Raw genomic sequence first — 26336 nt, 5'->3', positions numbered from 1 at the left:
CCGATCAGGCCGGGCCCCGGCCGGCAACCGGATTCCCGGCGCGGCTTGGGACAATGGGGCGCGATGCTCATCGACCTGTACGACGTCATTCATCGGCGCCGCGACGTGCGGGCCGAGTTCACCGGCGCGCCGGTGCCGGACGAGGTGCTGCACCGGGTGCTAACCGCCGCGCACGCCGCGCCGAGTGTCGGGCTCACCCAGCCGTGGGACTTCGTGCTGGTGCGCGATCCGGCGGTGCGTGACGCCTTCCACGCCCATGTGCAGCAGGAACGGCAGACGTTCGCGCAGACCCTCGACCCGGTCGCGGCGGCCCGGTTCGCGCACATCAAGATCGACGGGGTACGGGAGGCCACCCTGTCGATCGTGGTGACCTGCGACCCGCAGCGGGGCAGCCCGGCGGTGCTCGGCCGGCACGCCATCGCCGACGCCGGTCTCTACTCGGTCTGCCTGGCCATTCAGAACCTCTGGCTGGCGGCCACCGCGGAAGGTCTCGGGGTCGGTTGGGTCTCCTTCTACCGGGAGCCGTTCCTGCGGGACCTGCTCGCCATCCCGGCCGGCATCCGACCGGTGGCCTGGCTCTGCGTCGGGCCGGTCAGCCGGCTCGCCGACGAACCCGACCTGGAGCGGCACGGCTGGCGGCGGCGCCGGCCGGTGACCGACGCCCTGCACCACGACCGGTGGTGAGTTTCGCGGAGCCTGCCGACCACCGGCGTTTGCCAAAACGGCAAGGAAGTTTGCCGCTACCCTGGCGGCGGCGGATCGTGGGTGCCGGAGGTGGTCAGGATGGCTGACGACAAGGTGGGGGGACCCACGTACCGGGTCGCCGTGGCGGTGATCGGCGGCGGTGCCGCCGGGTTGAGCGCGGCGCTGACCCTGGCCCGGGCCCGGCGGGCCGTGATCGTGATCGACGCGGGCGAACCCCGCAACACGCCCTCGGCCGGCGTGCACGGCTACCTCAGCCGCGACGGCATCAGCCCGGCCGGGCTGGTCGCCGCTGGCCGGCAGGAGGTCGAACGGTACGGCGGCGTGGTGCTGCCCGGCCGGGCGGAGGCGGTCGAGCGGGTCGACAGCGGATTCGAGATCAGCCTGGCCGACGGCCGTACGGTGGCCGCCCGGCGGCTGCTGTTCGCCACCGGCGTGGTCGACGAACTGCCCGACATCCCCGGGCTGCGGGACCGCTGGGGCCGCGACGTGCTGCACTGCCCGTACTGCCACGGGTGGGAGGTCCGGGACCAGCCGGTCGGGGTGCTCGCCACCGGCGAGATGGCGCTGCACCAGGTGCAGCTGTTCCGGCAGTGGACCTCCGACCTGGTGCTGTTCACCCACACCGGCGTCGACCTCACCGACGAGCAGGCCGAACAGCTGGCGGCCCGCGGCGTCCGGGTGGTGCCGGGCGAGGTCGTCGGGCTGGAGGTGGCCGACGACCGGCTCACCGGGGTGCGGCTCGCAGACGGGACCATGGTGCCCCGGGCGGCGGTGACGGTCGCCTCCCGGCTGCGGGTCGACGACCGGCTGCTGACCAAGCTGGGGGTGCCGCTGACCAGGCATCCGAGCGGGATGGCCGAGCAGGTCGAGGCGGACCCGACCGGGCGTACCCCGGTGCCGGGAGTCTGGGCGGCCGGCAACCTGACCAACCCGTTCGGCCAGGTGATGGCGGCGGCTGCGGCCGGCGCGATGGCGGCGGCGGCGGTCAACGGCGACCTGGCCGAGGAGGACACCGCCGACGCGGTCCGCCGGCACCGGGCCGCTGTGGCAGGAGCGGACGACAGCGATCTGCCGGTGCACCACGGGCCGGCGGACGTGGCCGAGATCGTCAGCCCGACATTCTGGGACGAACGGTACGGCTCCGTCGACCGGGTGTGGAGCGGCAACCCGAACCCGCAACTGGTCGCCGTCGCGACCGAACTGCCCGCCGGCACCGCCTGCGACGTCGGCGCCGGCGAGGGCGCCGACGCGATCTGGCTGGCCGGCCGGGGCTGGAAGGTGACCGCCGTCGACGTGTCGGCGGTGGCGCTGCGCCGGGCCGCCGAGCAGACGGCGGCGTCCGACGACGACGTGGCGAAACGGCTCACCTGGCAGCCGGCCGACATCCGTACCTGGGACCCCGGGCCCGACCGGTTCGATCTGGTCACCGCCCAGTTCATGCACCTGCCGGACCCGGACCGGGCGATGCTGCACCGCCGGCTCGCGGCGGCGGTACGCCCCGGCGGCACCCTGCTGATCGTCGGCCACCACCCGTCCGACCTGGACGTGCCGGGGCTGCGCCGGCCCCGGATGCGGGACCTGCTGTTCACCGCCGAGCAGGTGGCGGCGGTGCTGGACCCGCGGCAGTGGGCCAGCATCCGGGCCGAGACGGTGCCCCGGCCGGGCACCGACCCGGACGGCAACCCGGTAACCGTTCACGACGCGGTGCTGCACGCCGTCCGCCGGCGCTGACAGACGCCCACGCGGCTCGCCGGGTGGGCGTCTGTCAGCAGTGGTCGGCAGTTCCCAGCCCCTTAGTACAGGACGAGGTCACCACCGGACGCGGTCAGGTTGATCTCCTCGGTGGCGGTGCCGGTCCAGCTCGACGAGAACATCAGCGTGTCACCGTCCCAGACGGTGATCCCGATCTTGTCCAGCTGGCCCGGCCCGCTGACCAGGGTCGCGCTCACCCGCATGGTCAGTCCGGTCGCCACCGCCACCGGCTGCTGCGGGGTGGACAGGTCGAACAGCGTCACCTGGTAGCGCAGCTGCGCCGTGGCGGGGCCACCGCCGAGAGCGTACGAGCCGTACGACTCCAGAACGTTGCCCTGGAACTTGTACCGCTGGTCGCCGGAGCGGTAGCCGACCAGCACCTTGCCGACCAGCCTCTCGCCGTAGGTGATCCGGCCATCGAGGTCGAACTCGATCCGGTGATCCGGGTCCAGCGGGTAGGCGCCAGCGGTCGACTCGCTGCGCAGATAGCCGTCGCCGAGGAACCGCAGCCTGGTCGGCGGGGAGACGGTCACCGTCGCGGTGACGGACCCGGTGTAGCGGCCGTCGACCGTGGTGGTCACCGGGTGGTTGCCGACCGGCAGGGTCGCCGTACAGCTGGCCATCCCGCCGGTGCGGTCGCTGCCCCACAACTTCACCTCGGTGGCACACAGGGTGGTGTCACCGCTGGTGAAGGCGAGCTGGGCACCTCGGACGTCGCCGGCCTCGGCGCTCACCGCCGCCCGCAGCAACACCTGCGCCTGCTCCGCGCCACCCTCCGGGTGCACCAGTGTGTCCCCGGTGTACGCCACCTCGGCCGCGCGGACCTGGTCGATGCGGATGTCGGCGTCGTTGAGGTCGAAGAAGACGTTGCCGACCGCTTCGATCTTGATCCGACCGGTGGTGGTGTCGATGTTCGGCAAGGTCACCGTGGCGCTGCCGTCGTTCGGCACCGCCTCGGCCAGCACGTACGGGAAGGTCTTCGCCCCATCCGTCGAAAGTGAGATCCGCACCTGTGCGGCGTTCACCGGCGCTGCGTCGGTGCCGGCCACGTCCCAGCTGACCTCCTGAACGGAGCCGCCGAGGTAGAACGACGGAACCGGCTGCGAGGTGACCAGGAACGGACCGGCGTCCGGGGCCAGCATGACCGCGGTCTCGGCGTTGCCGACCCCGCCGCCGACCCGGCCGTCGCGGGCGGTCAGCTTGAAGTGCATGGTCCGGTCGTTGGCGTAGCCCACCCAGTCGGCGGTCGGCAGGAACTCCGAGTAGCAGTCGACCAGCGCCTGCGGCAGGTTCGACGCGCTGCCGCTGGCCGGTGGTGCCGGGGCGGCCGGGCAGGCACCGGTCACCGCGTTGGTGTTGCCGGCCAGGATCTGCGCCATGTCCGGGAAGACCCGGGTCGGGTCGTCGTCGACCGCGTTCAGACCGGGGGAGTAGTACTGCTCGGTGTCGTCCGGGCCGACCAGCGCCGCCGTGCCGAACACCCGGAACAGCGGGCCGTTGGTCTTGACGTTGTCAGTCAACGCGGTGCCGGCGGTGCTGACCCCGGCGATGCCACCGCGGTCGTTCTGCTCCCACAGATAGGTGAGGGCGTCACCGTCGGCGTCGGTGGCGCTGCCGGTCAACGCGAACGGGGTTCGCACCGGGATGGTGAACTGGTCCGGCACGGTCACCACCGGGGCGTGGTTGGTGGTCTCGGTAACCTGCCAGCCGCCGTTGTCGACCGGGCCGCCCTTGGCGGTCTCACCGACGAAGCCGTCCATGCCGGAATGGGGGATCAACTCCAGCGGCGGTACGTTGGTCCGCGCCACGGCTCCGCCGTTGAACGTCACCTGGAAACCAGTGTTGTCGAGCGCCCCTACACCGCCGAACGCCGCGACGGTCACCGTCGCGCCGTCCGGCCAGCCGGTCATCGACTCGATCGTCTCCTTGATGTAGGCGGTGGTGTAGCTCTCGCCGTACCCGATCTGCCGGGAGTTCCGGCCGTTGAAGGTGAACTGGAACGAGTCGCCGACAGTGTCGAAGTCGCGCAGCGACACCGTCTGCACCTCGTTGATCGCCGGCCGGGCGGAGTTCACGAACGTGGTGATTTCGTGGTAGCTGCGCTGCGACCAGTACGGGTCGGTGTGCGGCTGCAGGTTGTCCTGCTGGCAGATGCCCGCGTACGCCATGATCGACGAACCGCTGCCCGGTTCGTACGAGTTGGTGGCGCTGCGGTTGCCGCCGGAGCAGTTCCACTGGGTGCCGTTGAAGGTGTGGTTGCCGGCGAACTGGTGGCCGATCTCGTGCGCCACGTAGTCGACGGCGTAGAAGTCGCCGATCGGGTTCGGCAGGCCGGTGCAGCCGCGCGCCTTGCCGTCGCCGCCGGCCACCCCCAGCCCGGCGACCCCGCCGCCGGGCAGACCGAAGCCGATGTGCCCGACGTCGTAGCTGCTCGCCCCGACCAGTTGGCCCAGCACGATCCGGTTGCGGTTGAGCGTCGCGCCGGAACACCCGGTCAGCTGTGCCGCGGAGAAGCACGGCGCGGAGCCGCACGGCCCGTCCGGGCCGGTGGCCAGCTCGGCGGTGTTCAGGTTGGTCTTGTCGGTGTCGTTGATCAGCACGAGCCGGATCGCGGTCTCGTCTTCGTAGATCTGAGTAACCCGGTTCACCAGCGTCACCTTGGCAGCTGTCACGTTCGCCGCACCGAAATAGTCGGCGTACGACGGGTCGGTGAGGAAAGCCAGCCGGTAGGTGCGCAGCTTGACCAGCGACCCGGCGGGGTGGTCGGCCTGGGCCTGCTCGACCTCCGCGTCGATCTGCGCGGCGGTGGTGTCGACGTCGCCCCGCTCGGTCAGCGGGCCGTGCCGGTTCAGCAGGTCACCGGCGTGGTAGCTGGCGTAGACGCTCTGGTCGCGGTGGTACGGGTCGACGTACCAGGACCCGGTCGACGAGCGGACCGAGGCGTGGAAGCCGAGCGGGGTCAGGTCGGCCCGGATCGTCGCCGTCGGGTCGTCGACGCCGGTGCCGGCGTACGTCCGGATGTCCGGGTGCCGGGCGGCGAGTCCGTCCTGCATCACCGGAGAGTCGACCACCGCGAACCGCTGCACCACTCCGTCCGGGTCGGGCACGGTCAGCACCAGCGGCGCCGTCGCGGCGGCCCGGTCCGACTCGTCCGGCGCCCGGTCCAGCTGGGCGGCGATCGCCTCCCGGTCCAGGGTGTACGCCGCGAACCGGTGCGCCTGGATGTCCGGCGCGCGACCGGACCGGCTGGCCGTCGGTACGTCGTCGAGCACGGCCCACGGGGTGCCGGCAATCGGCGTACCTTCCTGCGGCGCGGCACTGGCGGCCGTGGTCGGGCCGACCGCCGGCAGCAGCGCCGCCGCGACGACGGCGACGAGCAGGGCGATCAGACGGCGGTTGCCGGACCGGCTGGTCGCGGGCAGTGGCTGCGGACGGCCGTTCGGCGGCGAGTGGCGCCTCGACGAGGGCTTCCTCAAAATGTCTCCTCGGGAGTCCGTGACGATCCACAACCCGAACGGCCAGGGGTGTCCAGGCCGCCGGGCGATGGATCTCAAGGGTCGAAAGTCGACGCTAGGCCCCGAGTCGCGGGTACAGCCATCAGCCGTACGGCTGAGACAGTGCATAATGGCCGGCCTTACGAGACCGGCTCATGTGACGAGCGGAGCTCCTACTCGAAGGCGGTCAGGAACCGGTCCCGGAACGAGTCCATCTGCCACACCGGGGCCTGCGGACCGGGGCGCAGCCCTTCCTGCCAGTCCCAGCCGGCGACCCGGTCGAGGACCGCCTGGTCGCTGGTGACGATGGTGACCGGCACGTCGTGGCTGGCCCCCGGACCGGTCACCACCGGCGCCGGCTGGTGGTCGCCGAGGAAGACCACCACCAGATCGTCGTCGCCCTGCGACTCGATGTAGGAGATGATCGTGCTCAACGAGTACGCCACCGCCTTCGGGTAGTCGCTGCGCAATCCGTCCTCTGCGGACTTGTTGGCCTGGCCGGCGGCCATCGCCTCCCGGTCGAAGACCGAACCGTCGCGGACCGTGTTCCAGTTGACCAGCTGCGGCAGCGGGGTCCACGGCGCGTGGCTGGACAGCAACGCCACCTCGGCCATCACCGGCTGGTCGTTGTCGCGCCGCTCGAAGCGGTCGAATGCCGACAGCACATACTGATCGGGGATGGAGGCGAAGTTGAACCTGTCGCCCGCGTACCTCATGTTGCGCGAGTCGTAGACCTGGTCGTAGCCGAAGAACGCCCCCTCCGGCCAGGCCCGGCTGTTGCCGGGGAAGAAGCCGGCGACCCGCCAGCCGGCGTGGCCGAACGCCCGGGTCAACGTCAGCCGGTCACTGGTCACCAGGCTGCGGTAGCGCTGCTGGTTGTCCACCCACAGCCCGGACAGGGTGCTGGCGTGCGCCAGCCAGCTGCTGCCCCCGACCGTCGACGAGGTGAGGAACGCACTGCGCGACTGGAACCCCTGCGCCGCCAACCGCTGCGTACCGTCGTCGAGCAGATCGCCGATCAGCGGGCTGAAGTCGGGGTGGGTGACCGCGTCCCGGCCGTAGCTCTCCACGAACGCCAGCAGAACGTCCTTGCCACGTAGCGCGGTCAGCAGCTCGTCGCCGGGCACGTCCCGGAACGCGTCGACCGCTGCCAGCTCGGCGAACTCCTGCCGGTCCTGCAGGCTCGCGCCGATCTGCATGGTGTGGTCGTACGCCAACCGGGCGGTCGCCCGGTCGGCGATCGGCAGCCCGATCGTGCGCCACTCGTCCTGGTAGACCACCACCTGCGTACCGAGCAGGGCGAACACCAGCCAGCCGGCGGTCAGCGCACCAACCGTACCGCCGCCGATCCGTCGGTGTGCGGCCAACAGCCGGGCCAGCCGCAGCGTCGCGGCGACCAGCAGCGTCAGCACCGCGATCGTGAGCACGACGGTGCCGACCGCCGCGCCCACCGCTGCGGCCCGGCCGTAGGAGGCGTCGACGAACCGGAACCCGTCGGCCAGCAGACCCCAGTCCAGGACCGGGTCGAACGGCCGGTCCAGCACCGAGAAGAAGCCGATGTCGGCGACCTTCAGCGTGATCAGTACGCCGAGCAGCGCGCCGAGCGCGGCAGCCACCGGGGTGCGGACCCGGCCCGGCAGCACCAGCAGCAGCGCGGCGGCGACCAGCGCCTCGACCGGGATGCGGGCGAACGCGACCGGGACAATCAGATCCAGCTGGTACGGCAGGGTCATCGCGGCCAGCACGCCGCCGACCGCCAGCACGTCGGCCGACCATCGGGCGGTACGCCGTACCCGCGGACGCCACCGGTTGGCCGGCGGTGCTGTGCCATTCTGCGCCGTCGCCTGGTCCGGCCCGCCCTCCGCCGCTGGCGGGTCGGTCGGTGCCTGGTCCGCCGCCGTCTGGTCAGCCGGCTCGGCTACGGCGTCCTGGTCCGTCACGTCGTCAGCGGTGGTGGCCGGGGCGGAGTTCGTGGCGGAGGACAAGTTCGGGCCTTCCTGGTAGTCGGCCAGGCGGCGCGCCCTGCCGGACCGGACTCAGCACGATATCCGTACCACCGGACACCCACAAATACGCACGACCAGCCGGACCGGATCGATCTGCGGATCACCGGCTCCCGGCCGTGACCGGTCCGCCGCGTCGACCGGTCTTCTTCTGCATGGAACAGTTGCGGACGTACTTCGACCGGGCGCTCGACAGCGAACCGGCACCACCGGCGCCACTGGACGACCTGGCCCGAGTGGCCATGGCCGGCGGGAGCCGACTACGTCGACGCAGACAGATTGGGTACGCCGCCACGACGACCGCCGCTGCCGTGGCGCTTGTCGCGGTGGGCGTGCTGCTCCCGGTCAGGGACGCGCCCGAGCCCGTGCCGGCGCAGGCCGCCATGCCGTCGGCCTCGCCTGGCTGTGAACTGGTGCGTCCCACCAGCGCTGACGTGGCGACCGAAGCCGCCGTCTACCTGAGCGTCGACGTGACCGCCGAGCAGCGGCGCGCTGTCGACGCGGCGCTGCGGGCCGACCCGCAGGTCGGGTCGGTGGCGTATGAGAGCCGGCAGGACGCATACCAGCGGTTCGTACGGCGGTACCAGGACGATCCTGCTGTTCTGCTCGATCATCCCGACCTGATGGAGAAGGTGACCCCAGATCAGTTGCCGGAGTCTTTTCGGATTACCTTGGCGAACCCATCGGCGTACCAGCAGGTCAGCGGCGGACTACAGGCGATGCCCGGCGTCGAGACAGTCACCGGCTGGTTCTGCCTGTACGGCACGGACAAGCAGGTGGGCGAGTGAGTGGGGTTCGGGTCGTAGCGCCGGTCGCCGTGGACCTACCGGCGGAGCCGGCACCGACGAGGTCTGAGCGCGGCGGCGGTCCGCTGGCCCGCTGGGCCGCCAGCCGTCGGAATCAGCGAGTGGCCGGGGACGAGGCGTTCACCGCGTTCGTCGTTGACGCGGCTCCCCGGCTGCGCCGCGTCGCGTACCTGATGTGCCGGGACTGGCATCTCGCGCAGGACCTCACCCAGATCACCTTCACCCGGATGTACGCCTCGTGGAACCGGATCTGGCCCACGGCGAACCTGGACGCGTACAGCCGTCGGGTGCTGATCAACGCGGTCTCCGACGCGATGAAGCGGCGCAGCCGCACGGAGCTGGTGCTCGCCGAGCCGCCCGAGCCGGCGGCTCGGCCGACCGGCTCTGGCGGCTCGACCGAGCTGCAGATGGCGTTGCTGCAGGCGCTGGCGGAGTTTCCGGTGCGCGACCGGGCGGTGCTGGTGCTGCGGTACTGGGAGGATCAGAGCGTGCAGACCGTCGCCGAGATCCTCGGCATCACCACCTCGGCGGTGAAGATGTGCAGCATGCGGGCGCTGCAGCGGCTGCGTACCGTCCTCGGCGAGGACTTCCCGACCAGCTGATCGGTATCGCGACCTAGGCTGGGCGGCATGCCACCCGCGTCGACCTCACCGTACCGGCCGACGTCGCAGTACCGCTGGACGTTGCTCGACCTGGTCGTCGCGACGGCGGTGGCCACTGTCGCCTGGCAGTACCGTGCCTCGCTGGCGGACCTGGCGATCGGTTGGCCGGGTACTGCTCTCCGATGACCGGCACCCGGTTGGCCTCGCCGACCTCAGCGAGTACGGCGTGCTGGCCCTCAGCTGTGTGGCGATCTGGCTGATTGCGTACACCTTGCGGACCAGCAAGGAGCAGACGGCGGTTGAACTGCACGACGTCGTCGCACACAGCCTGGCGGTGAGGACCGTGCAGGCGGACGGTGCCAGCTACCTGATCGACCTGGACGCCGAGCAGGCCCGCAAGGCAATGGTCACGATCGGCGATACCGGCCGTGACGCGCGCGCCGGGCGTTACCCGGCCGCGGCGGGGGAGATTGCTGTCAACCGGTGCGCCGCCGACCGGCTCGGCGTCGGACCGGGCAGCACTCTGCGGCTGTACGGGGGCGACCCGACCGCTGCACCGGTCATCGCCACCGGCACCGGTGCCACCGTCGGCACTGCCAGCCTGCGCGCCTTCACCGACCAAGAACTGGCCGCCCGCGCCCCGGCCGACCTGGCACTGTTCGCCCACGACCAGCCGATCACCCCGGCTGTGGTCGAGCAGCTCCGGTCGCTCGACGCCGTCCGCCACGTCACCCCGTTCCAGCAGGCCCAGGCGACCATCGGCGACCGGTCGTACGCCACCATCGCCGTCGACCTAGCCGCACTGCCCCGGCTGACGATGCTGGTCAGCACCGACGGCGCGCTGACCGACCTCGGGCCGGGCCGGGTCGTGCTCGGCGAGGCGGTCGCCCGGGACCTGGCCGCCCAGGCCGGCGACCAGTTCGCGTACCGGGTTGAGGCCGGGCAGTTGAACCTGACCGTCGCGGCGGTGCTCGGCGGCGATGCGCCACTACAGTCCGATGTGGTACTGGTGCCAGGCGACCTGGACCGGCTCGGCGGTACGCGGACCGGGCTGCTGGCCGACTTCGCCGACGGCGTCGGTACCCGCGACGCGACAGTGGCCGCCGTACGGCAGCTCGGGGTCGCCGTCGGTGCCGACGTGGCCGTGCTGTCCGACTACCGCGAGGCGACCGACGCCGAGGTGACGTCGCTGTTCCTGATCGCATTGGGGCTGCTGGCGATGACCGTGCTGATCGCGGTGGTCGGGGTCGGCACCACCACCGCGCTGTCGGTGCTGGAACGCACCCAGGAAGTCGGACTGCTGCGGGCGCTCGGTCTGAGCCGGCGCCGGCTGCGGGCGATGATCCTGGTGGAATCAGGCCTGTACGGGGTGGTCGGCGCGGTGCTGGGGCTGGCGCTCGGCGTACCGCTGGCCTGGTTGTCGTTCGAGGCGCTGCGGCTGGGGATGCCGCCGGTGCTGCCGGCCGGGCAGCTGCTGGCGATCGTCGCGGCGTTGGCGGTGATCACCGCGATGGCCGGGTTGGCGCCGGCCCGCCGGGCCGCCCGGGTCAGCCCGGTCGCCGCCATCGGCGACCCGGACTGAACGGTACCGACGGTGAGTGGGCGCTGCGGTACGTCGATGCTGGGCGGCGTCACCCCGTACCGCAATGGCTCAGCCGGCCTTGCGCCGGGTAGCCGGGTCGTCAGCCTCGTCGAGGTCGACGATCGGGGCCTGCTGCACCGCGACCGTGAGAGCCTCCAGTGCACGGCGTGCGTCGTCGGAACTGCGGTAGCTCGAAGCACTGGTGGCCAGGATTTCACCGTTCGTACCGACCAGTCGCCAGCGATAGGTACGGAGTCTCCCGCTGACCAACTCGAAGCGAACCTGCCGGAGCTGATCAAACGGACCCGTCACCCGGACGGGCTCGCTATCGGCCAGCATGGCGTCGAACACATCCTCGGTCACGTCGAACTCGGCCAGCTCATCCTGCTGCATGCTTACCCGCATCCCCCTCATCCGCCACACCAAGTGCCATCCTTGACGTCCACCGGCTGCAGAATCACCCGCAGCAGCCGTCCCCCGCTCATCGTGTGCGACTACCAGGATTGGGATGGTCGTGCCATCCAACGCGAAGTGGGACCGCTGGCCACTGGCACGCGGCTCGGACCTGATCGCCGGTGACACCACGCCGGGAGCGGATCTTTGACTCGATACTCGGCGGTACCTCAATGTAGCCGATCCAGAACGTTGGCACTCGACAACCCTAGGTCACCTTGGTTGGCTGCGCGTCAACGCGTCCTATGGCTGTGGACGGCCGGCGACCGCAGGTCCTCTGACCTGGGGCGATGATGGTGCGCCCGGTAGGGTTCGAACCTACGACCTTGGGATTAGAAGTCCCCTGCTCTATCCGCTGAGCTACGGGCGCTTGCTGATCTTGTCCTGGCGTGCACATAGTAGTGGTCGCGGGTTGCCGTGACGAGTCAGTCGGTCTCCGGTAACCCTCGGTCGACCGGGCGTTGCGCCGCCACCGGTTGACCAGGGTCCGGGCCTAGCGGCTCGGTGGTGAAGTAGCCGCGCAGCCAGCGGTCCAGCTCGCTGAACAGCTCGTCGCGGGCTGGCTGGTGGGACAGGGTCAGGTCGTGCAGGCCGCCGTCGATGCGGACCACGGTGACGTGCCGGCCGAGCCGGGGGGCCCACCGGGCCATGTGCTCGACGTCGAGTACCGCGTCGGCCAGGGTAGCCGAATCGTGCCAGCTGTGGCTGCGGTAGGACCGGGAGGAACAGGCCAGCAGGACCGGCGCGGTGATTTGCAGTCCGGCACGCAGTTGTCGTTGGGCGCGGCGGATCGCGGTCAGCCAACCGGCCCGCACCGGAAACCCGGTGAGCGGCTTCCACTCCAGGTCGTAGTCCCATTCTCCGTTCTGGGAGGCGTGCACGCTTTGCCCGTACACCCGGGAGAGCCCGACCGGGACGATGCGGTAGGGCGAGCGGCCGGTGAGACGGCAGACGGCCGCCGCCACCGGCCGGCGGAGCAGCCACGGTGCGTTGAGGTCGAAGAACGGGCTGTTCAGGAACAACCCGTCCGGCGCGATGCCCTGGCTGGCCCGCGCGTCGGCCCAGACCGCCGCGATCAGCCCACCGGTGGAGTGGCCGTTGATCAGCAACGTCTCGTTGCCGTCCTGCTCGCGGATGATCCGGGCGGCGGCGTCCAGTTCCGGGAAGTAGTCGCTGAGGTCGCGGCAGAAGTTCGGGGTCTGGTGCGGAAGCAGGCTCCGGCCGTACTTGCGCAGGTCGAGGGCGTAGAAGTCCCAGCCGCCACGGACGAAGTGGTCTGCCAGATGGGTCTGGAAGAAGTAGTCGACGAAGCCGTGCAGGTAGAGCACCGCCCGCCCGGCCGGGCGGTCCGCCCGGCGCCGGACCAGGGTCGCGACGACCGGACCCTCGTCGTCTGGGGCCAGCTCGATGACCTGCTGCTCGTACGGGAGTCCGAGGATGTCAGGCTGCACGACCTTGACCGTACCGCCGGACGGTTACCTCCGGGTAGCACCGCGCTGCGCGTCGCACAATCAAAGGCGGCACTGGCAGCGGCCGAGCGGCGGTGCGTGGCGCGAGGAGGTACGGGATGAAGGTTGAACAGGCGACGGCGTTCCTGCGGGCGAATCATCGGGCGGTGATGGTGACCCGGCATCCGGATGGCCGGCCGCAGACCAGTCCGGTGCTGGTCGCGGTCGACGACGCCGGCCGAGTGCTGGTCAGCACCAGGGAAGGTGCGGTCAAGGTCCACAACCTGCTGCGCGATCCGCGGGTCACGTTCTGCGTGACCACGGACCGGTTCTTTGGCGACTGGGTGCAGATCGACGGGCGTGCGGAGGTGGTACGGCTGCCCGAAGCACTCGACGTGCTGGTCGACTACTACCGACGGATCGCCGGAGAGCATTCCGACTGGGACGACTATCGGGCTGCGATGCGCCGCGACAAGCGGGTGGCGATCCGGGTGAGCGTTATGCGTGCCGGCCCGGACGTGCACAGGTGACGGTCCGGATGAGCCCGGGCAACTGCCTGGACGGCCGGCGTGTAGAGCCCCGGTCGGGTTGACCGGGGCTCTACGGCGGATCAGCGGCTGGCCGATCCGAGCTCTGCCTCGGCCGTGGTCTGTGCCTGGCCCGTGGCGTTGGGCGCGCCCTGGCCCTTGCCGATCAGTTCCTTGAGGCTGCCGTTGATGTAGTTGCCCCACCCTTCCTGGCAGGCGTTGTAGCACTCGAACTCCGGCACCAGCCCGTGGTGGGTGAAGAGGACCTTGGTCTTGCCGCCCTCCTCCGAGATGTCGAAGGTCATCGTGGTGTCGACCCACTCGGAGCTGTCCTTGACGAACGAGAAGTAGTTGTCCACCACGTGCCAGGCGACCTTCTCGCCGGGAACCGACTCGGTCACCCGGATCGTGCAGCGGTGCAGGTCCTCGAAGTGGTACCGGAACTCGTCGCCGGCCTTCTCGGCGCTGCCCTCGATCTCGGCCGACCACCATCCCTGCGGATTGGTGATGGCTTCGTACGCCTCCTTCGGGGACTGGTCCACGGTGAACTCGGTGGTGTAACTCGGCCCAGTCATGATTTCCTCGCATTCGTGGTATGCGGAAAAGGGGTTGGCGACGTCCCGCGACCGTGCGTCGCGGAAGTCGGCAATGCTCCGCATCGGGCGGAGCTGTCGGAACGTCGGCATCCTTTCTGGATGGCCGGCTTGTGTCGCGCACCCACTGACCTAGGCTAATGCGTCTACTTGTGTCACGCAAGTCACGTGTGGGGCGTGTCGGCGTGCCGTCAAGCAAGGTTCACATGCTGGCAATACACACTTTCCGCCAGTCGTGACCATCGATGTCTTTGGTTCGCCTCCAGCGCGGTGACCGTTGGTCACGGCGCGGGCACGGTCCACCGGTAGCGGTGAACCGTGCCCGCAAAGGCCGGTCAGGCGACGCAGCTCGAGAGCGGCTCGGTGGGCGCGGGTACGCCCTCAGGTCCGAAGAAGAGGTTGGCGCAGTCGATCAGGAACTCCGGAGTTTCCTCCTGAATCCAGTGACCGGCCCCGGGGGCCACGACGCCTCGGACATCATCGGCGACCTGCTCGAACGAGGCCGCCACACCGAGCCCGAAGACGAACTCGGCACCCATCGCAAGCACCGGCTGGGTCAGCCGCTTGGACTCGGCGTGGGCCTTGGTGTCCTCCGCGTTCTCCGGCCAGGCCCGGTAGTAGTTGTAGCCGGCGCTGCGCCGGGCCGGGTGCAGGTAGGCGCGGATGTGGCTGTCCCGGTCAATCGCGTCGGGGACCGCCGCGAACTCGAAGACGTAGTTCAGGTAGGTGGAGACGTCGCTGTTGTCCACGATCTTCTCCGGCACCGGCGACGGCGCCATGTTGAGCTTGAAGTGGAAGCTGAGCGGATACGCGTCCTCCAAGCCGAAGCCCAGTAGCGGCGAGTCGAGCACCGCCAGGCGGGTCACCTCCTGTGGGTAGTCCCGGGCCCAGGCGTAGCCGACCAGAACGCCCATGTCGTGCCCCATGACCTTCACCTCGCGGTACCCGAGCCGGTTCACCGCCTGATGCAGACGGGCGGCCGTGGTCTTCTGGTCGTAGCCGTCCCGCGGGATCGCGGAGTAGCCGAGGCCGGGCAGGTCGAACGCGATCACCGTGTGCGTCTTGGCCAGCTCGGGCATCACCAGATGCCAACCCCACCAGGTCTCGGGCCAGCCGTGCAGCAGCACGAGCGCCGGCCCGGAACCGCCCTTGACGTAGTGCACCTTGCCGCCGTCGGTGCGGACCAGACCATGCCGGAAGGTCCGGTCGAAGACCGCGCGACCGACGACCGGCTCCCGCTGGGCGTGTCCACCTCGCGCTGCGGTGGCGTCGGAGCCGCCGTTCGAGCCGTGAGCCACCGCTGCCCCGACACTACCGACGATCACCGCCAGGGCGGTGATCCCTCCGACGATCATCCGTTTCAGTGTCAACCGCGATCCCCTGACCCGAGCATCGACCAACCGTGGCGACATGGCTCTACCTCTCCCTCTTGTCGACCGCATATGGCGGGTTGCGTCCAAGCTATGACGATTGGCGAAGAATGTATACTTCTCGATTGCTGTCTCTCCGCGATCGTCTCCAGTCCTCTCCAAGTGCAGCCCGAGGCGTGACGCAGCAGCGCCGGTGCGATGCTGGTCCCCGCCGAGGGGCGGTCACCTGACTACTGGTCACCCACATCGGACGGTGGGTTCGGGTCGCTGCCCGGAACCGGGACGCGCGCTCGACTCTGCCAATTCTTCATGTTCCTCGGCCACTTCCGTATTGCCCTGTTGGCTACTGCCGCCGTCGTCGCCGGCCTAATCGCGATCCTGACGGACGGAAATTCAATCAACCGCAGCGAGTAGTGGCAAAAAGAAGCGGTCACTGGGAGAGGGCAATTTCAAGGAAGCAGGCGGGTGTCGCCGGATCATAGCCTGGCGACCGATGCGCGGACGTGGCCAGGGGAATTGGTGTCGTCCGCTCTCACTGTCTCGATTCAGAGAGGACAGGATTGCCATGACCAACGAAGAGCGGAAGTTCGAACGGCGTACGTTACTTGCCGGTGCCGCAGGGGCCGGAGGCGTCGCCCTGGCCGGTGCCGCACTGCCCGGCACGGCACTCGCGCACGGGAGTGGAGCGTCGGGTGCGCTGGTAGCGCCCGTCACTCCGGCTGACCCCCAATACCCCGACCTTGTGATGGGGCTGAACAACCGGTGGACCGCGACACCCAACTCGGTGTACGTGGTGGATTCCCCGAACCAGGTTGCCCCGATCGTCCGACGCGCGGTGCGTCGCGGAACCAAATTGACCGTCCGGGGCGGCGGTCACGGTTTCGAAGACTTCGTCTACAACAGTGAAGTCGAAACGATCATCGACATGACGAACATGAATAGGATCTACTACGACGCGAGAATGAAGGCTGTTGCGGTGGAGGCCGGCGCCATTCTGCTCGACGTCTATGAGAAGCTCTACCAGACCTGGGGCGTCACGCTGCCTGGCGGTGTCTGCTACTCCGTCGGAATGGGCGGCCACGTCGCCGGCGGCGGCTGGGGCTGGCTTGTCCGCCGCAACGGACTGATCGTCGACCACCTGTACGCCGTCGAGGTGGTCACGGTCAACGCCGCCGGCAGGGTCAACACGATCATCGCCACGCGGGAAAAGCGGGACCCGCACCGCCACCTGTGGTGGGCCCACACCGGTGGCGGCGGTGGGAACTTCGGTGTCGTCACCCGGTACTTCTTCCGCTCGCCTGGAGCGCACGGCCGGTCCCCGGCGCAGCTTCTGCCGAAACCGCCGTCCAAAGTACTGTCCAGCTTCGCCCTATGGAGCTGGAGCACCATGACCGAAGCCGACTACATCCGCCTGCTCCAGAACTACGCCAGCTGGCACGTCGCGAACATCTCCCCGGACAGCCCCACCCGCGAGGTGACGAGCCTGATCCAGTCGTTCCACCGGTCCAACGGCGAAATACACATGTACGCCTTCGTCGACTCCGCCGTGCCGAACGCGCAACAGATGCTGGACAGCTACCTGGCCCATCTGCAGAACGGTGTGACACCGGCCGTGTTCGCTTCGCAGAGCACCATGCCATGGCTGCAGTTCTGCAAGCTCACCGGTACCACCAACACGTTGAACAACGACCCGACGCTACGCGGCGAGTACAAGTCCGCGTTCATGAAGGACACCTTCACCACTGCGCAGGCCTCCGCGATCTACCGGGCGATGACCCGGTCGGACATCAACAATCCGAATCTGAACATCGTCATCAGCCCGTACGGCGGCAGGACTGCGGCCGTGCCCGACGCCGCGACGGCGATTCCCCACCGGGAGGCCGCCTACAAGCTGCTCTGGCAGGCGCAGTGGGCCAATCCGGCGGACGACGCGGCGAACATCGCGTGGGCCCGGGAGACCTACCGTGACACTTTCGCGGACACCGGCGGCGTGCCCGTACCGAACGACCAGACCGACGGTTGCTACGTCAACTATCCGGACGCCGACCTGAGCGATCCGGCCTGGAACGGGTCGGCCTTCGCCTGGTACGACCTCTACTACAAGGAGAACTACCGCCGGCTGCAGGCGGTGAAGAAGGCCTACGACCCGCGGAACTTCTTCAACCACCGGCAGTCGGTCGAGCTCCCGTCCTGATCGGACGGGTGTCAGAAGCATGTCCATACGAAAGGGAGTACGGAATGCACACGATCACCGGTAAGACGGTCCTGGTGACCGGCGCCAACCGCGGCATCGGCCGGGCGCTGCTCGAGGAGGCGCTCAACCGGGGCGCGAAGCGGGTGTACGCCGGGACGCGTCAGCCGTTCGACCACCCGGACGGGCGGGTCACCGCAGTGACGCTGGACGTGACCGACGCGGGGCAGATCGCACAGGCCGCGAAGACCGTCGGCGAACTCGACGTGCTGGTGAACAACGCCGGCGAGGTCACGTTCGACGACCTGAGCGATCGCGCGGTGCTCGAGAAGATGTTCGCGGTGAACTTCTTCGGCGTGTACGACACCATTCAGGCGTTCCTCCCGGCGCTGATCCGGTCCCAGGGTGCGATCATCAACAACATTTCGGTGAACGCGTTCGCGCCGTTCCCATTGGTCTCGTCGTACTCGGCGGCCAAGGCAGCGGCGTTCAACCTGTCGCAGTCGCTTCGTGGTCTGCTGGCGGGTAAGGGCGTCGGCGTGCACGCCGTCATGACCGGGCTCGTCGACACCGACATGACCAAGGGCTTCGACGTGATGGCCAAGGCGGCGCCCGAGCACGTGGCCAAGAACGTCTACGACGGGCTGGAAAAGGGCGAGGAGGAGATCTTCCCCGATGCCATGGCCGAGCCGCTGGCCGACAGCTGGCGTTCGGGCGGGGGGAAGAACTTGGAGCGCCAGTACGCACAGATGGCGGCGCAGATCGCCGCAGCTCAGTCCGCCTGAGCGACAGACCATGACGGGCGGTGCCGCCCGAGGCAGGTAAGTAATGGGCAGTGGACGTCGTCGAAATGGCGTCCACTGCCCATCTGTGTTCAGCCCACGAATGTTCTGTCGGACTGGAACTCGGCCGGCGGCTCAGTATGCAGTTCGTTCCTGAGCAACGTGAGAGATGTGGACCGTAGGGGCCTCATGCCAGAGTTTGTGACGACGGGACGTCCCCCCGACATCCTGCCGCAGTAGCTGCGCCAGGCACCAATTTCTGCCTTCGTCTGGAGGAGTAAAGATGACGGTAATCGAGTCCGCGCCACAGCCCGAACTCGTACAGCGGGCCAGGGACCTGATCCCGCTGATCCAGAAGCACGCCGCGTGGCAGGAGGAGAACCGCGCCCTGCACGCGGAGGTGCTCGACGCGCTGAAGGACGCCGGGCTGCTGCGGTTGCGGTTCCCGGCGCGCTACGGCGGCACCGTGCCGGACGCGCGTACGGTGGTGGACGTGGTCGCAGAGCTGGGCCACGGCGACGGCTCCACCGGTTGGACCATCAGCACCATGACGATCGGTGCCTGGCTGGCCGGCCTGCTGCCCGACGAGGCGCAGGACGAGATCTTCGCGAACCCGGAGGACCGGTTCTGCGGCTCGGTCGGCCCGAACGGGGTCGCCGTGAAGACCGAGGGTGGCTACATCCTGAACGGTCGTTGGCACTTCAACACCGGTGCCCCGCAGGCGCAGTGGGACACCCACTCCATCATGATCGACCTCGGTGACGGCAACATGGTGCCGGGTATGGCGGTCGTTCCGGTCTCGGACCTGACGATCGTCGACGACTGGCACACGGTCGGCCTGCGCGGCACCGGCAGTGTCACGACCATCGCCCAGGACCTGTTCGTGCCCGAGAACCGGGTGCTGAACATGGTGCCGGTCATGATGCACAACCAGCATGCGTCGAAGATCAACGCCGACTATCAGGCGTGGCGGGTGCCGTTCCTGCAGTTTGCGGTCGCCGTGGCAGCCGCACCGGCGCTCGGCATGGCGCGGGCCGCCTGGGACGCTTTCATGGAGCGGCTGCCAAGCCGGCGGATCACCTACACGAACTACGAGAAGCAGATCGAGGCGACGCTGACCCACCTGCAGGTCGCCGAGGCGCGAGTCAAGATCGACGAAGCCGAGTTCCACCTGCACCGGGCAGTCCGCCGGCTCGATGAGAAGGCCCTCAGCGGCGAGCCGTGGACCCTGGAGGACCGCGCTGCGGCACGGATGGACGCCGGTGCCGTCTGTGCCCGGGCGAAGGAGGCCGTGGACATCCTGAACAACGCCAGTGGCGGTTCGTCGGTGTATTCCGAGGTGCCGATCCAGCGGATCGAGCGGGACGTCCAGACGATCAACCTGCACGGCATCATGCACCCGAACACGAACCTGGAAACCTACGGCCGTGTCCTGTGCGGCCTGGAGCCCAACACGATGTTCCTGTAGAAGTTGCCTCGTACGCGTGGCCGGACCCACGGGTCCGGCCACGCGTCCATTTGGGCGCGCGGCCAGCGGACCACACCGTTTACCCGCACCCTTGGCACGGTGCCGCACCGGCAGATCTGGCCGCACCAGCAGCACGGTCGAGGTTGCGGCGGGTCAGCGTCGCTGTCTGCGCTGCTCGCGCAGCGCGATGAACCGGGAGTCGACGCGCGCCGTCACGTCGCTGGACGACGGAGAGGTGCCGCAACCCGCGCATCCGACCTGCAGACTGACGTGGCCGCCACAGCCTTCGTGTTCGAAGGCGACCGGCCGCCCCTCCGGATTGGCCCACCGGTCACCCCACTCGGTGAGTGCGAGGATGACCGGTTGCAGTTGGCGACCCTTTTCGGTGAGCACGTATTCGACGTGGGCGCCACCGGCACCCGGCCGTGTCTCGAAGACGCCCGCCTCGACGAACTCGCTCAACCGTTTGGCCAGGATGTTCGTGGCCACACCCAGGTCCCGCTGGAAGTCCGTGAACCGGGTCATCCCGAAGAACATCGCGTTGCGGATGATGAGCAGGCTCCAGCGCTCGCCGACGACCTCGAGTGTCCGCGCGGCAGAGCAGACCTCGTTGGCGTACAGGCGTCCCAGCACAAGCCAAAGTCTGGCATGTTGGCTTGCGTGGTGCAAGCAGATGTGCTGAACTGGCCAGGTGGCCGCCCCGCTGACCGGAGTTGTGCCGTCAGGTCGTGCGGGTCAGCAGGAACATCGGCAACTGCCGCCCGGTCCTGGCCGCGAACTCGTCCGGGCCGGTGGCCTCGCCGAACAGTTCCGACCACAATCGGCTGCGGGTGCCATCGTCGAGTGGCTCGACGGTCACCGAGAAGGTCTCCTCGCCCAGTTCGACGGTCGTGCTCGCCATGGCGGCCAGGTTCGCGCACCAGGCCGGGCGGACCGGAGAGTCGCCGTTGGATCCGACGACGGCGTAGCGGCGCTGGTCATCGAACGGAAAGCAGATCAGCGGCGTGACCCGGCCGATCCCGGTCCGGATGCCGACGTGGTGCACCAGGATGACGAGGGAGTCGGCCAGGATTCCGCCGACTCGGCCTGCGTTCGCGCGGAACTCCTCGATAACTCTTCGATTGAAATCGATGGCCTCGTCCCTGGGCATCAGTGGCATGGGTTCACTCCAACTCGTGGGTCGAGGTGCCGTGCTGCCGGCATCCGCAACTGCTCCGGAACTCCACGGTACCGATCCGGTGCGGCGGCAAGGGCACCGCGAGCATCTCCGGACCGACGACCGGTCCCACAGTTCTCCGATTTTGCCCGATGTAGAGCAGGATCCCCGGGGATCGTCCGGTGCGCCGTACGCTGGCGAGGAGAGGCGTGAATCTCGCCGGGCGGCGAGGACCGATAGACCGCCCGCCGCGGTGTCGTGTTCGTATCCGGGGCACCTGCGTCCACCGCAACATCCCAACCAGGAGGAAGACATGAGCGAGAGCTACACGACGTCCTTCAGCGTGCACCAGAACCCCGAGGACGTCTTCCACGCCATCAACGACGTACGCGGGTGGTGGGACGGGGAGATCGAGGGAACGGCGGACAGTCTCGGCGCCGAGTTCACCTACCGACACGGCGCGCTGCACTACTCGAAGCAGAAGGTCACCGAGTTCGTGCCCGGAAAGAAGGTCGTCTGGCTCGTCACCGAGGCCGACATCACCTTCGTGGCGGACAGGACAGAGTGGAAGGACACGCGGGTCGTCTTCGACATCGCAGAGAAGGACGGCAAAACGGAGGTCACGTTCACCCACGAGGGGCTCGTGCCGCAGTTCGAGTGCTACGGCGGCTGCAGTGATGCCTGGGGATACTACGTCAAGGACAGTCTTCCCAGGTTCATCGCCAAGAGCCGGTCCGAGGTCGGTAGCTGATCCTACCGGTCACCACCGGACACCATCCGACTTCCATCCGGCGGGTGGGCCGCTGAGCAGCGGCCCACCCGCCGGTTCCGTGTCGCGTCTTAGCAGATCAACTCGGTATCGGTGCGGTTGTCCACAGCCGTGGTTCTGTCCACAGAACCACCGGCCGGTGGCTGGCGGCAGGGGTGCCGTCAATCGAGGCTGTGCGTCGAGTCGACTCGATCAGATCAACCCGACGAGCCCCTGCGGAGATGCGATGTTCGATACGTACGTAACGGTTGTCGGTAACGTGCTGACCACGCCGGAGTGGCGGCGTACCACCCAGACCAACACGCTGGTCGCCAATTTCAAAGTGGCCTCGACGGCGCGCCGGCTCGACCGGGAGAGCAACCGCTGGGTCGACGGCAACAGCCTCCGGGTCCGGGTGAACTGCTGGCGCAAACTGGCCGAAGGGGTCTGCTCCTCGGTCATGCTCGGCGACCCGGTCGTCGTGGTCGGCCGGCTCTACACCCGCGACTGGGTCGACGGCGACGGCACCAACCGCCTGCAGTACGAGATGGAGGCGGTGGCGGTCGGGCACGACCTGGCCCGGGGACGGGGCCGGTTCACCCGCAACCGGCCGACGTTGGCGACCAGCGAAGTTGACGGGGACGACCCGGAGCGGCGGGTGCAGGGCGAGGCCACCGCCGAGGTGCCGGCCGCCGAGGTGCCGGCGACCCGCAACGAGCTGTTCGACGGTGATGACGACCCGATGTTCCTGGAATCGTCGGTGCCGTCGCCGGTCGAAGGGGAACCGAACCGTCCGGGTGGTCGGCCGATCACGCTGGCGGTGGACGTGCTCGCCGCCGAGGCAGCCGCCTCGGCCCAGGCCGGCGCAGCCGCCGTTTCGACCGAGGACGCCGGAGCCGGCACCACGACGACCGGCGACGACGCCGGTCACCGTGACGAGCTATTGGACATGCTGGTGGACACATCGTCGTCGCAGTCGCTCGGCGGCGACGGGGTTCCCGACGATCCGACCGGCGATCCGCTGCCGGCCGAGGATCGGCCGGCTTCGTCCGGCCGGGCCCGGCGGTCGCGCAGCCGGACGGCGGTGCCGGTCTGACCCTGGCCCGGTTCATGCCGACGAGCGCGGTGGTGCGGGCCGACCCGCCCGTACCACCGCTTCGACGGTCAGCCGCCCGGTGACAGGTGACCGTCGGCCGACCCGTCACCTGTCACCGGCCCCACGTAGGCTGCCGGAGTGGCTACCAGCGCTGGCAGGGTCAACACGTCGGCCGCCGCCGCCACGGCCGGCGGCCTGGTCGCCGGCTATGCCCTGGACACCCTTTTCGGCGACCCCCGCCGCTGGCATCCGGTCGCCGGGTACGGCCGGTTGGCCGGTGCCGCCGAGCGCCGGCTGTACCGGCCGACCCGTCGGGCCGGCGTCGCCTACGCAGCCGTGGCCGTCGGGGGGCCGGTGATCGCCGCCGTGGCTGCGTCGGTGCTGACCCGGCGGCATCCGATCGCCCGGGTGGCAATCGTCGCCGGCACCACCTGGGCGGTGCTCGGCGGCCGTACGCTGCGGACCGAGGCGGACGTTATGGCGCGGGCGCTGCGCCGAGCAGACGTACCAGCGGCCCGACGCCGGCTCAACCATCTCTGCGGCCGGGATCCGGCCGCGCTCGACGCGCCGGAGCTGGCCCGGGCGACCGTCGAGTCGGTCGCCGAGAACACCTCGGACGCCGTGGTCGCGCCGCTGTTCTGGGGTGCCGTCGCCGGTCTGCCCGGCCTGGTCGGCTACCGGGCGGCGAACACGTTGGACGCGATGATCGGGCACCGGTCGTCGCGCTACGAACGGTTCGGCACGGCTGCGGCGCGACTCGACGACCTGCTCAACTTCGTGCCGTCGCGGCTCACCGGGCTGGCCGCCGTGTGGTGGTCGCCGACGGTCAAGGGCGACCGGGCACGGGCCTGGCGGGTGTGGCGGCGCGACCGCGCCGACCATCCGAGCCCCAACGCCGGTCAGTGCGAGGCGGCGTTCGCCGGGGCGCTCGGGATCCGGCTCGGTGGACGCAACATCTACTTCGGGCGTTCCGAGGTGCGTCCGTATCTCGGTGACGGTCCGCGTCCCTCGCCTCGGCAGATCCGCCGGGCAGCCACCCTGTCCCGGCGGGTCGGCGACACCGCTGCCGTCGCGTCCGGGTTCGCGGCGCCGGCCGTGCAGTTGGCCGCCGCACAGCTGACCGTACAGATGGTCAGGGCCGCCCTACGGACAATTCGCCGCCGGTAGCGGCAGTACCAGGAGTGGAAGGGAGTCCGGGGTGCCGGGGAATGCTGGCCCCGCCGGTGGTGGTGGCCTACTGGTCGCCGGGACCACCTCCGACGCGGGCAAGAGCCTGCTTACCGCCGGGATCTGTCGATGGCTCAACCGGCGCGGAGTGCGGGTCGCGCCGTTCAAGGCACAGAACATGTCCAACAACTCGGCGGTGGTTGTCGGGTCCGACGGCCGGGGCGGTGAGATCGGTCGGGCCCAGGCGGTGCAGGCAGCCGCCTGCGGGCTGGAGCCGCAGGTGCGGTTCAACCCGGTCCTGCTCAAACCGGGCAGTGACCGGTCCAGCCAGGTCGTGCTGCTGGGGGAGGCGGTCGACACCGTCACCGCGACCAACTACCGCGCGATGCGCTCCCGCCTCGCCGACACCGTGCACGCCACCCTCGCCGAGCTGCGTGGCGAGTATGACGTGGTGATCTGTGAAGGGGCCGGCAGCCCAACCGAGATCAACCTGCGGGCGGGCGACTTCGTCAACCTCGGGCTGGCCCGGCACGCCGGGCTGCCGGCGATCGTCGTCGGTGACATCGACCGGGGCGGCGTCTTCGCCGCCATGTTCGGCACCGTCGCCCTGCTCAGTGCAGAGGACCAGGCACACATCGCCGGGTTCGTGATCAACAAGTTCCGTGGTGATCAGGAGCTGCTGCGACCCGGGGTCGACATGCTGCACCAGGTGACCGGCCGACCCACCTACGGGGTGCTGCCCTGGCAGCCCGATCTCTGGCTGGACGGCGAGGACTCACTGGCGTACGGCGGGACGATCGGACGGCCCGCGGCGCCGCGCGGCCGCGACATCCTGCGGGTCGCGGCGGTGCGACTGCCCCGGATCTCCAACGCCACCGATCTCGAAGCGCTCGCCACCGAGCCCGGCGTGCAGGTCCGGCTCACCGTCGACCCGACCGAGGTCGCCGCCGCCGACCTCGTCGTCCTGCCCGGCACCAGGTCGACCGTGGACGACCTGGCCTGGTTGCGGGGGACCGGGCTGGCTGCGGCGGTGACCGCGCACGCCAGCGCCGGCCGCCCGCTGCTCGGCATCTGCGGCGGTTTCCAGATGCTCGGCCGGGTGATCCACGACGAGGTGGAGAGCCGCCGGGGCAGCGTACCGGGGCTCGGCCTGCTGCCCGTCGAGATCACCTTCGCCGAGCGTAAGACCGTCACCCGCAGCGCGGGGCGGGCCTACAGTGACGTGCCGGTGCGCGGCTACGAAATTCACCATGGGTACGTCTCCCGGTCCGACGGGTCGACCTCGCCGCTGTTCACCGGCACCAGCACCGAGGTGGGCACCGGCACCGGAGCCGGCCCTGGCACGTCGGGCGGCACCGAGGGCACGCGGCTCGGCTCGGTGTACGGCACACACTGGCACGGTGCCTTCGAGTCCGACGAGTTTCGTCGCCGCTACCTCACCGACGTGGCCCGCCGGGCCGGCCGGCACGGCTTCACCGTCGCACCGGACACCAGCTTCGCTGCGCTGCGCCAACGCGGACTGGATCTGCTCGGCGACCTGGTCGAGGAGCACCTGGACACCGCCGCGCTGTGGCGGCTGATCGAGTCCGGGCCGCCGGCCGGACTACCGTTCATCCCACCTGGAGCTCCCCGGTGACGCGGGGGGTCTCGACCTTCGAAAGTCTCGCCCGGCGGGTGTACGCCGCCCCGGCCCGCCTCGGCCAGGTCCGGCTCGTCGTCGTCGACGGCCCGAGCGCCGCCGGCAAGTCCACCTTCGCCGACTGCCTGGCCACCGCCTGCGCGACGATCAGGGCGACAGAGCCGGCGACAGAGCCGGCGACGGAGCCGGCCACGGAGCCGTCCAGCACCGCCGCCGGACCGGCCGTGGCGGTCGTGCACACCGACGACCTGCTGGACGGCTGGCGTGACCAGTTCACCTTCTGGCCCCGGCTCAGCGCCTGCGTGCTCGACCCGCTGCGGACCGGGCGGCCGGCCCGCTACCGACGATACGACTGGGCCGCCGGGCGGTTCGGCGCCGGTTGGACCGTGATCGAACCGCCCGCCGTACTCGTGATCGAAGGGGTGAGCGCGGCCCGCGCGGCGGTCCGGCCGGCCGCGACGCTGTCGGTCTACGTCACCGCACCCGAACCGGTGCGCCTGGCCCGGTCGCTCACCCGCGACGGGGCCGCGACACAGCCGACGCTCGACCGCTGGCGGCGGGCCGAGGAGCGGTTCTTCACCGCCGACGGTACGCTCGGTTCGGTCGACATGGTCGTTGACGGCGCTGCTGAGCTCCCGTCCGGCCAGCTGGCGTACGGGTGGATCCGGGACTGGCCGGACGTAGACGCCGGTGGCGCCGGTGGGGCACCATCGGCCCGGTAGGCCAGTCAGCCGATCCCGGGGGAGCGTCCGCC

The 26336-nt window shown here is 69.7% G+C and carries 23 protein-coding genes, 1 tRNA gene and 1 pseudogene; 16 read left to right on the top strand and 9 right to left on the bottom strand.

Going from position 1 to position 26336, the window contains the following annotated elements; all coding sequences use genetic code 11:
- Positions 1-69 precede the first annotated feature (69 nt).
- The 3 genes and pseudogenes from bluB to O7610_RS30870 all read left to right on the top strand — a co-directional run bounded on the left by bluB (position 70) and on the right by O7610_RS30870 (position 2436).
- Positions 70-684, top strand: a complete 615-nt coding sequence (gene bluB / locus O7610_RS14610; RefSeq protein ID WP_289213625.1) for a 5,6-dimethylbenzimidazole synthase — start codon at positions 70-72, stop codon at positions 682-684.
- 99 nt (positions 685-783) lie between these two features.
- Positions 784-1749: pseudogene (locus O7610_RS30875) on the top strand (NAD(P)/FAD-dependent oxidoreductase); the annotation flags it as partial.
- Positions 1750-2436 carry a class I SAM-dependent methyltransferase gene (locus O7610_RS30870; protein ID WP_502959109.1) on the top strand — a complete coding sequence of 229 codons (687 nt, stop codon included), beginning with the start codon at positions 1750-1752 and terminating at the stop codon, positions 2434-2436.
- Positions 2437-2498: 62 nt separating this feature from the next.
- On the opposite strand, the gene O7610_RS14600 is transcribed toward O7610_RS30870, so the two are convergent.
- Positions 2499-5933 (bottom strand): reprolysin-like metallopeptidase, encoded by a 3435-nt coding sequence (locus O7610_RS14600; RefSeq protein ID WP_289213496.1) that lies wholly within the window; start codon positions 5931-5933, stop codon positions 2499-2501.
- A gap of 191 nt (positions 5934-6124) precedes the next feature.
- On the bottom strand, positions 6125-7936 hold the full coding sequence (locus O7610_RS14595; protein ID WP_281551291.1) for a sulfatase-like hydrolase/transferase: 1812 nt from the start codon (positions 7934-7936) through the stop codon (positions 6125-6127).
- A 137-nt stretch (positions 7937-8073) separates the two neighbouring features.
- Here O7610_RS14595 and O7610_RS14590 point away from each other — a divergent pair, with 137 nt between their 5' ends.
- The 4 genes from O7610_RS14590 to O7610_RS14575 are packed head-to-tail and all read left to right on the top strand — an operon-like array spanning position 8074 to position 10944.
- The gene (locus tag O7610_RS14590) at positions 8074-8742 is read left to right on the top strand and encodes a permease-like cell division protein FtsX (protein WP_281551290.1); all 669 of its coding nucleotides are present in this window, start codon (positions 8074-8076) and stop codon (positions 8740-8742) included.
- Positions 8739-9362, top strand: coding sequence for a SigE family RNA polymerase sigma factor (locus tag O7610_RS14585; RefSeq protein ID WP_281551289.1), 624 nt, complete (start codon positions 8739-8741; stop codon positions 9360-9362). The genes O7610_RS14590 and O7610_RS14585 overlap by 4 nt, the downstream gene beginning before the upstream one ends.
- 27 nt (positions 9363-9389) lie before the next feature.
- The gene (locus tag O7610_RS14580; RefSeq protein ID WP_281551288.1) at positions 9390-9548 is read left to right on the top strand and encodes a hypothetical protein; all 159 of its coding nucleotides are present in this window, start codon (positions 9390-9392) and stop codon (positions 9546-9548) included.
- Positions 9549-9588: 40 nt separating this feature from the next.
- The gene (locus tag O7610_RS14575) at positions 9589-10944 is read left to right on the top strand and encodes an FtsX-like permease family protein (protein ID WP_281551287.1); all 1356 of its coding nucleotides are present in this window, start codon (positions 9589-9591) and stop codon (positions 10942-10944) included.
- Between the two features lie 69 nt (positions 10945-11013).
- Here O7610_RS14575 and O7610_RS14570 read toward each other — a convergent pair whose 3' ends face one another.
- The 3 genes from O7610_RS14570 to O7610_RS14560 all read right to left on the bottom strand — a co-directional run bounded on the left by O7610_RS14570 (position 11014) and on the right by O7610_RS14560 (position 12848).
- Entirely contained in the window at positions 11014-11337 is a 324-nt protein-coding gene (locus O7610_RS14570; protein WP_289213495.1) for a YegP family protein, read from the bottom strand.
- Between the two features lie 354 nt (positions 11338-11691).
- Positions 11692-11767: transfer RNA gene (locus tag O7610_RS14565), tRNA-Arg, on the bottom strand.
- 55 nt (positions 11768-11822) lie between these two features.
- Positions 11823-12848: an alpha/beta hydrolase gene (locus tag O7610_RS14560; RefSeq protein ID WP_281551286.1), complete on the bottom strand. Its 1026-nt coding sequence runs from the start codon at positions 12846-12848 to the stop codon at positions 11823-11825.
- Positions 12849-12964: 116 nt separating this feature from the next.
- Between O7610_RS14560 and O7610_RS14555 the strand changes: the two genes are divergently transcribed.
- Entirely contained in the window at positions 12965-13375 is a 411-nt protein-coding gene (locus O7610_RS14555) for a PPOX class F420-dependent oxidoreductase (RefSeq protein ID WP_281551285.1), read from the top strand.
- Positions 13376-13455: 80 nt separating this feature from the next.
- On the opposite strand, the gene O7610_RS14550 is transcribed toward O7610_RS14555, so the two are convergent.
- Complete coding sequence (locus O7610_RS14550) at positions 13456-13947, bottom strand: SRPBCC family protein (RefSeq protein WP_281551284.1); 492 nt, start codon at positions 13945-13947, stop codon at positions 13456-13458.
- Between the two features lie 353 nt (positions 13948-14300).
- Positions 14301-15320, bottom strand: coding sequence for an alpha/beta fold hydrolase (locus O7610_RS14545; RefSeq protein ID WP_281551283.1), 1020 nt, complete (start codon positions 15318-15320; stop codon positions 14301-14303).
- 580 nt (positions 15321-15900) lie between these two features.
- On the opposite strand from O7610_RS14545, the gene O7610_RS14540 reads away from it, so the two are divergent.
- From O7610_RS14540 to O7610_RS14530, 3 genes are all read left to right on the top strand, one after another.
- Complete coding sequence (locus O7610_RS14540) at positions 15901-17529, top strand: FAD-binding oxidoreductase (RefSeq protein ID WP_281567288.1); 1629 nt, start codon at positions 15901-15903, stop codon at positions 17527-17529.
- 44 nt (positions 17530-17573) lie between these two features.
- A complete protein-coding gene (locus O7610_RS14535) occupies positions 17574-18311 on the top strand; it encodes an SDR family NAD(P)-dependent oxidoreductase (RefSeq protein ID WP_289213494.1) in 738 nt (245 codons plus the stop codon).
- A gap of 280 nt (positions 18312-18591) precedes the next feature.
- Positions 18592-19776, top strand: a complete 1185-nt coding sequence (locus O7610_RS14530) for an acyl-CoA dehydrogenase family protein (RefSeq protein ID WP_281551281.1) — start codon at positions 18592-18594, stop codon at positions 19774-19776.
- A 153-nt stretch (positions 19777-19929) separates the two neighbouring features.
- Here O7610_RS14530 and O7610_RS14525 read toward each other — a convergent pair whose 3' ends face one another.
- Together O7610_RS14525 and O7610_RS14520 are read right to left on the bottom strand one after the other, a co-directional pair.
- The gene (locus tag O7610_RS14525; RefSeq protein WP_281551280.1) at positions 19930-20409 is read right to left on the bottom strand and encodes a winged helix-turn-helix transcriptional regulator; all 480 of its coding nucleotides are present in this window, start codon (positions 20407-20409) and stop codon (positions 19930-19932) included.
- 88 nt (positions 20410-20497) lie between these two features.
- On the bottom strand, positions 20498-20926 hold the full coding sequence (locus tag O7610_RS14520; protein WP_281567289.1) for a nitroreductase/quinone reductase family protein: 429 nt from the start codon (positions 20924-20926) through the stop codon (positions 20498-20500).
- Between the two features lie 319 nt (positions 20927-21245).
- On the opposite strand from O7610_RS14520, the gene O7610_RS14515 reads away from it, so the two are divergent.
- The 5 genes from O7610_RS14515 to O7610_RS14495 all read left to right on the top strand — a co-directional run bounded on the left by O7610_RS14515 (position 21246) and on the right by O7610_RS14495 (position 26304).
- Complete coding sequence (locus O7610_RS14515; protein ID WP_281551278.1) at positions 21246-21683, top strand: SRPBCC family protein; 438 nt, start codon at positions 21246-21248, stop codon at positions 21681-21683.
- 244 nt (positions 21684-21927) lie between these two features.
- Positions 21928-22776, top strand: coding sequence for a single-stranded DNA-binding protein (locus O7610_RS14510; RefSeq protein WP_289213493.1), 849 nt, complete (start codon positions 21928-21930; stop codon positions 22774-22776).
- A gap of 138 nt (positions 22777-22914) precedes the next feature.
- Complete coding sequence (locus O7610_RS14505) at positions 22915-23943, top strand: cobalamin biosynthesis protein (RefSeq protein ID WP_281551276.1); 1029 nt, start codon at positions 22915-22917, stop codon at positions 23941-23943.
- A gap of 31 nt (positions 23944-23974) precedes the next feature.
- On the top strand, positions 23975-25579 hold the full coding sequence (locus tag O7610_RS14500; protein WP_281551275.1) for a cobyric acid synthase: 1605 nt from the start codon (positions 23975-23977) through the stop codon (positions 25577-25579).
- Entirely contained in the window at positions 25576-26304 is a 729-nt protein-coding gene (locus O7610_RS14495) for a uridine kinase family protein (RefSeq protein WP_281551274.1), read from the top strand. The genes O7610_RS14500 and O7610_RS14495 overlap by 4 nt, the downstream gene beginning before the upstream one ends.
- The last annotated feature ends 32 nt before the right edge of the window (positions 26305-26336 follow it).

Origin of the sequence: Solwaraspora sp. WMMA2065, assembly GCF_030345075.1 — a bacterium.
In the GTDB taxonomy this organism is placed as follows: domain Bacteria; phylum Actinomycetota; class Actinomycetes; order Mycobacteriales; family Micromonosporaceae; genus Micromonospora_E.
This window is presented reverse-complemented; position numbering and strand designations above follow the sequence as displayed.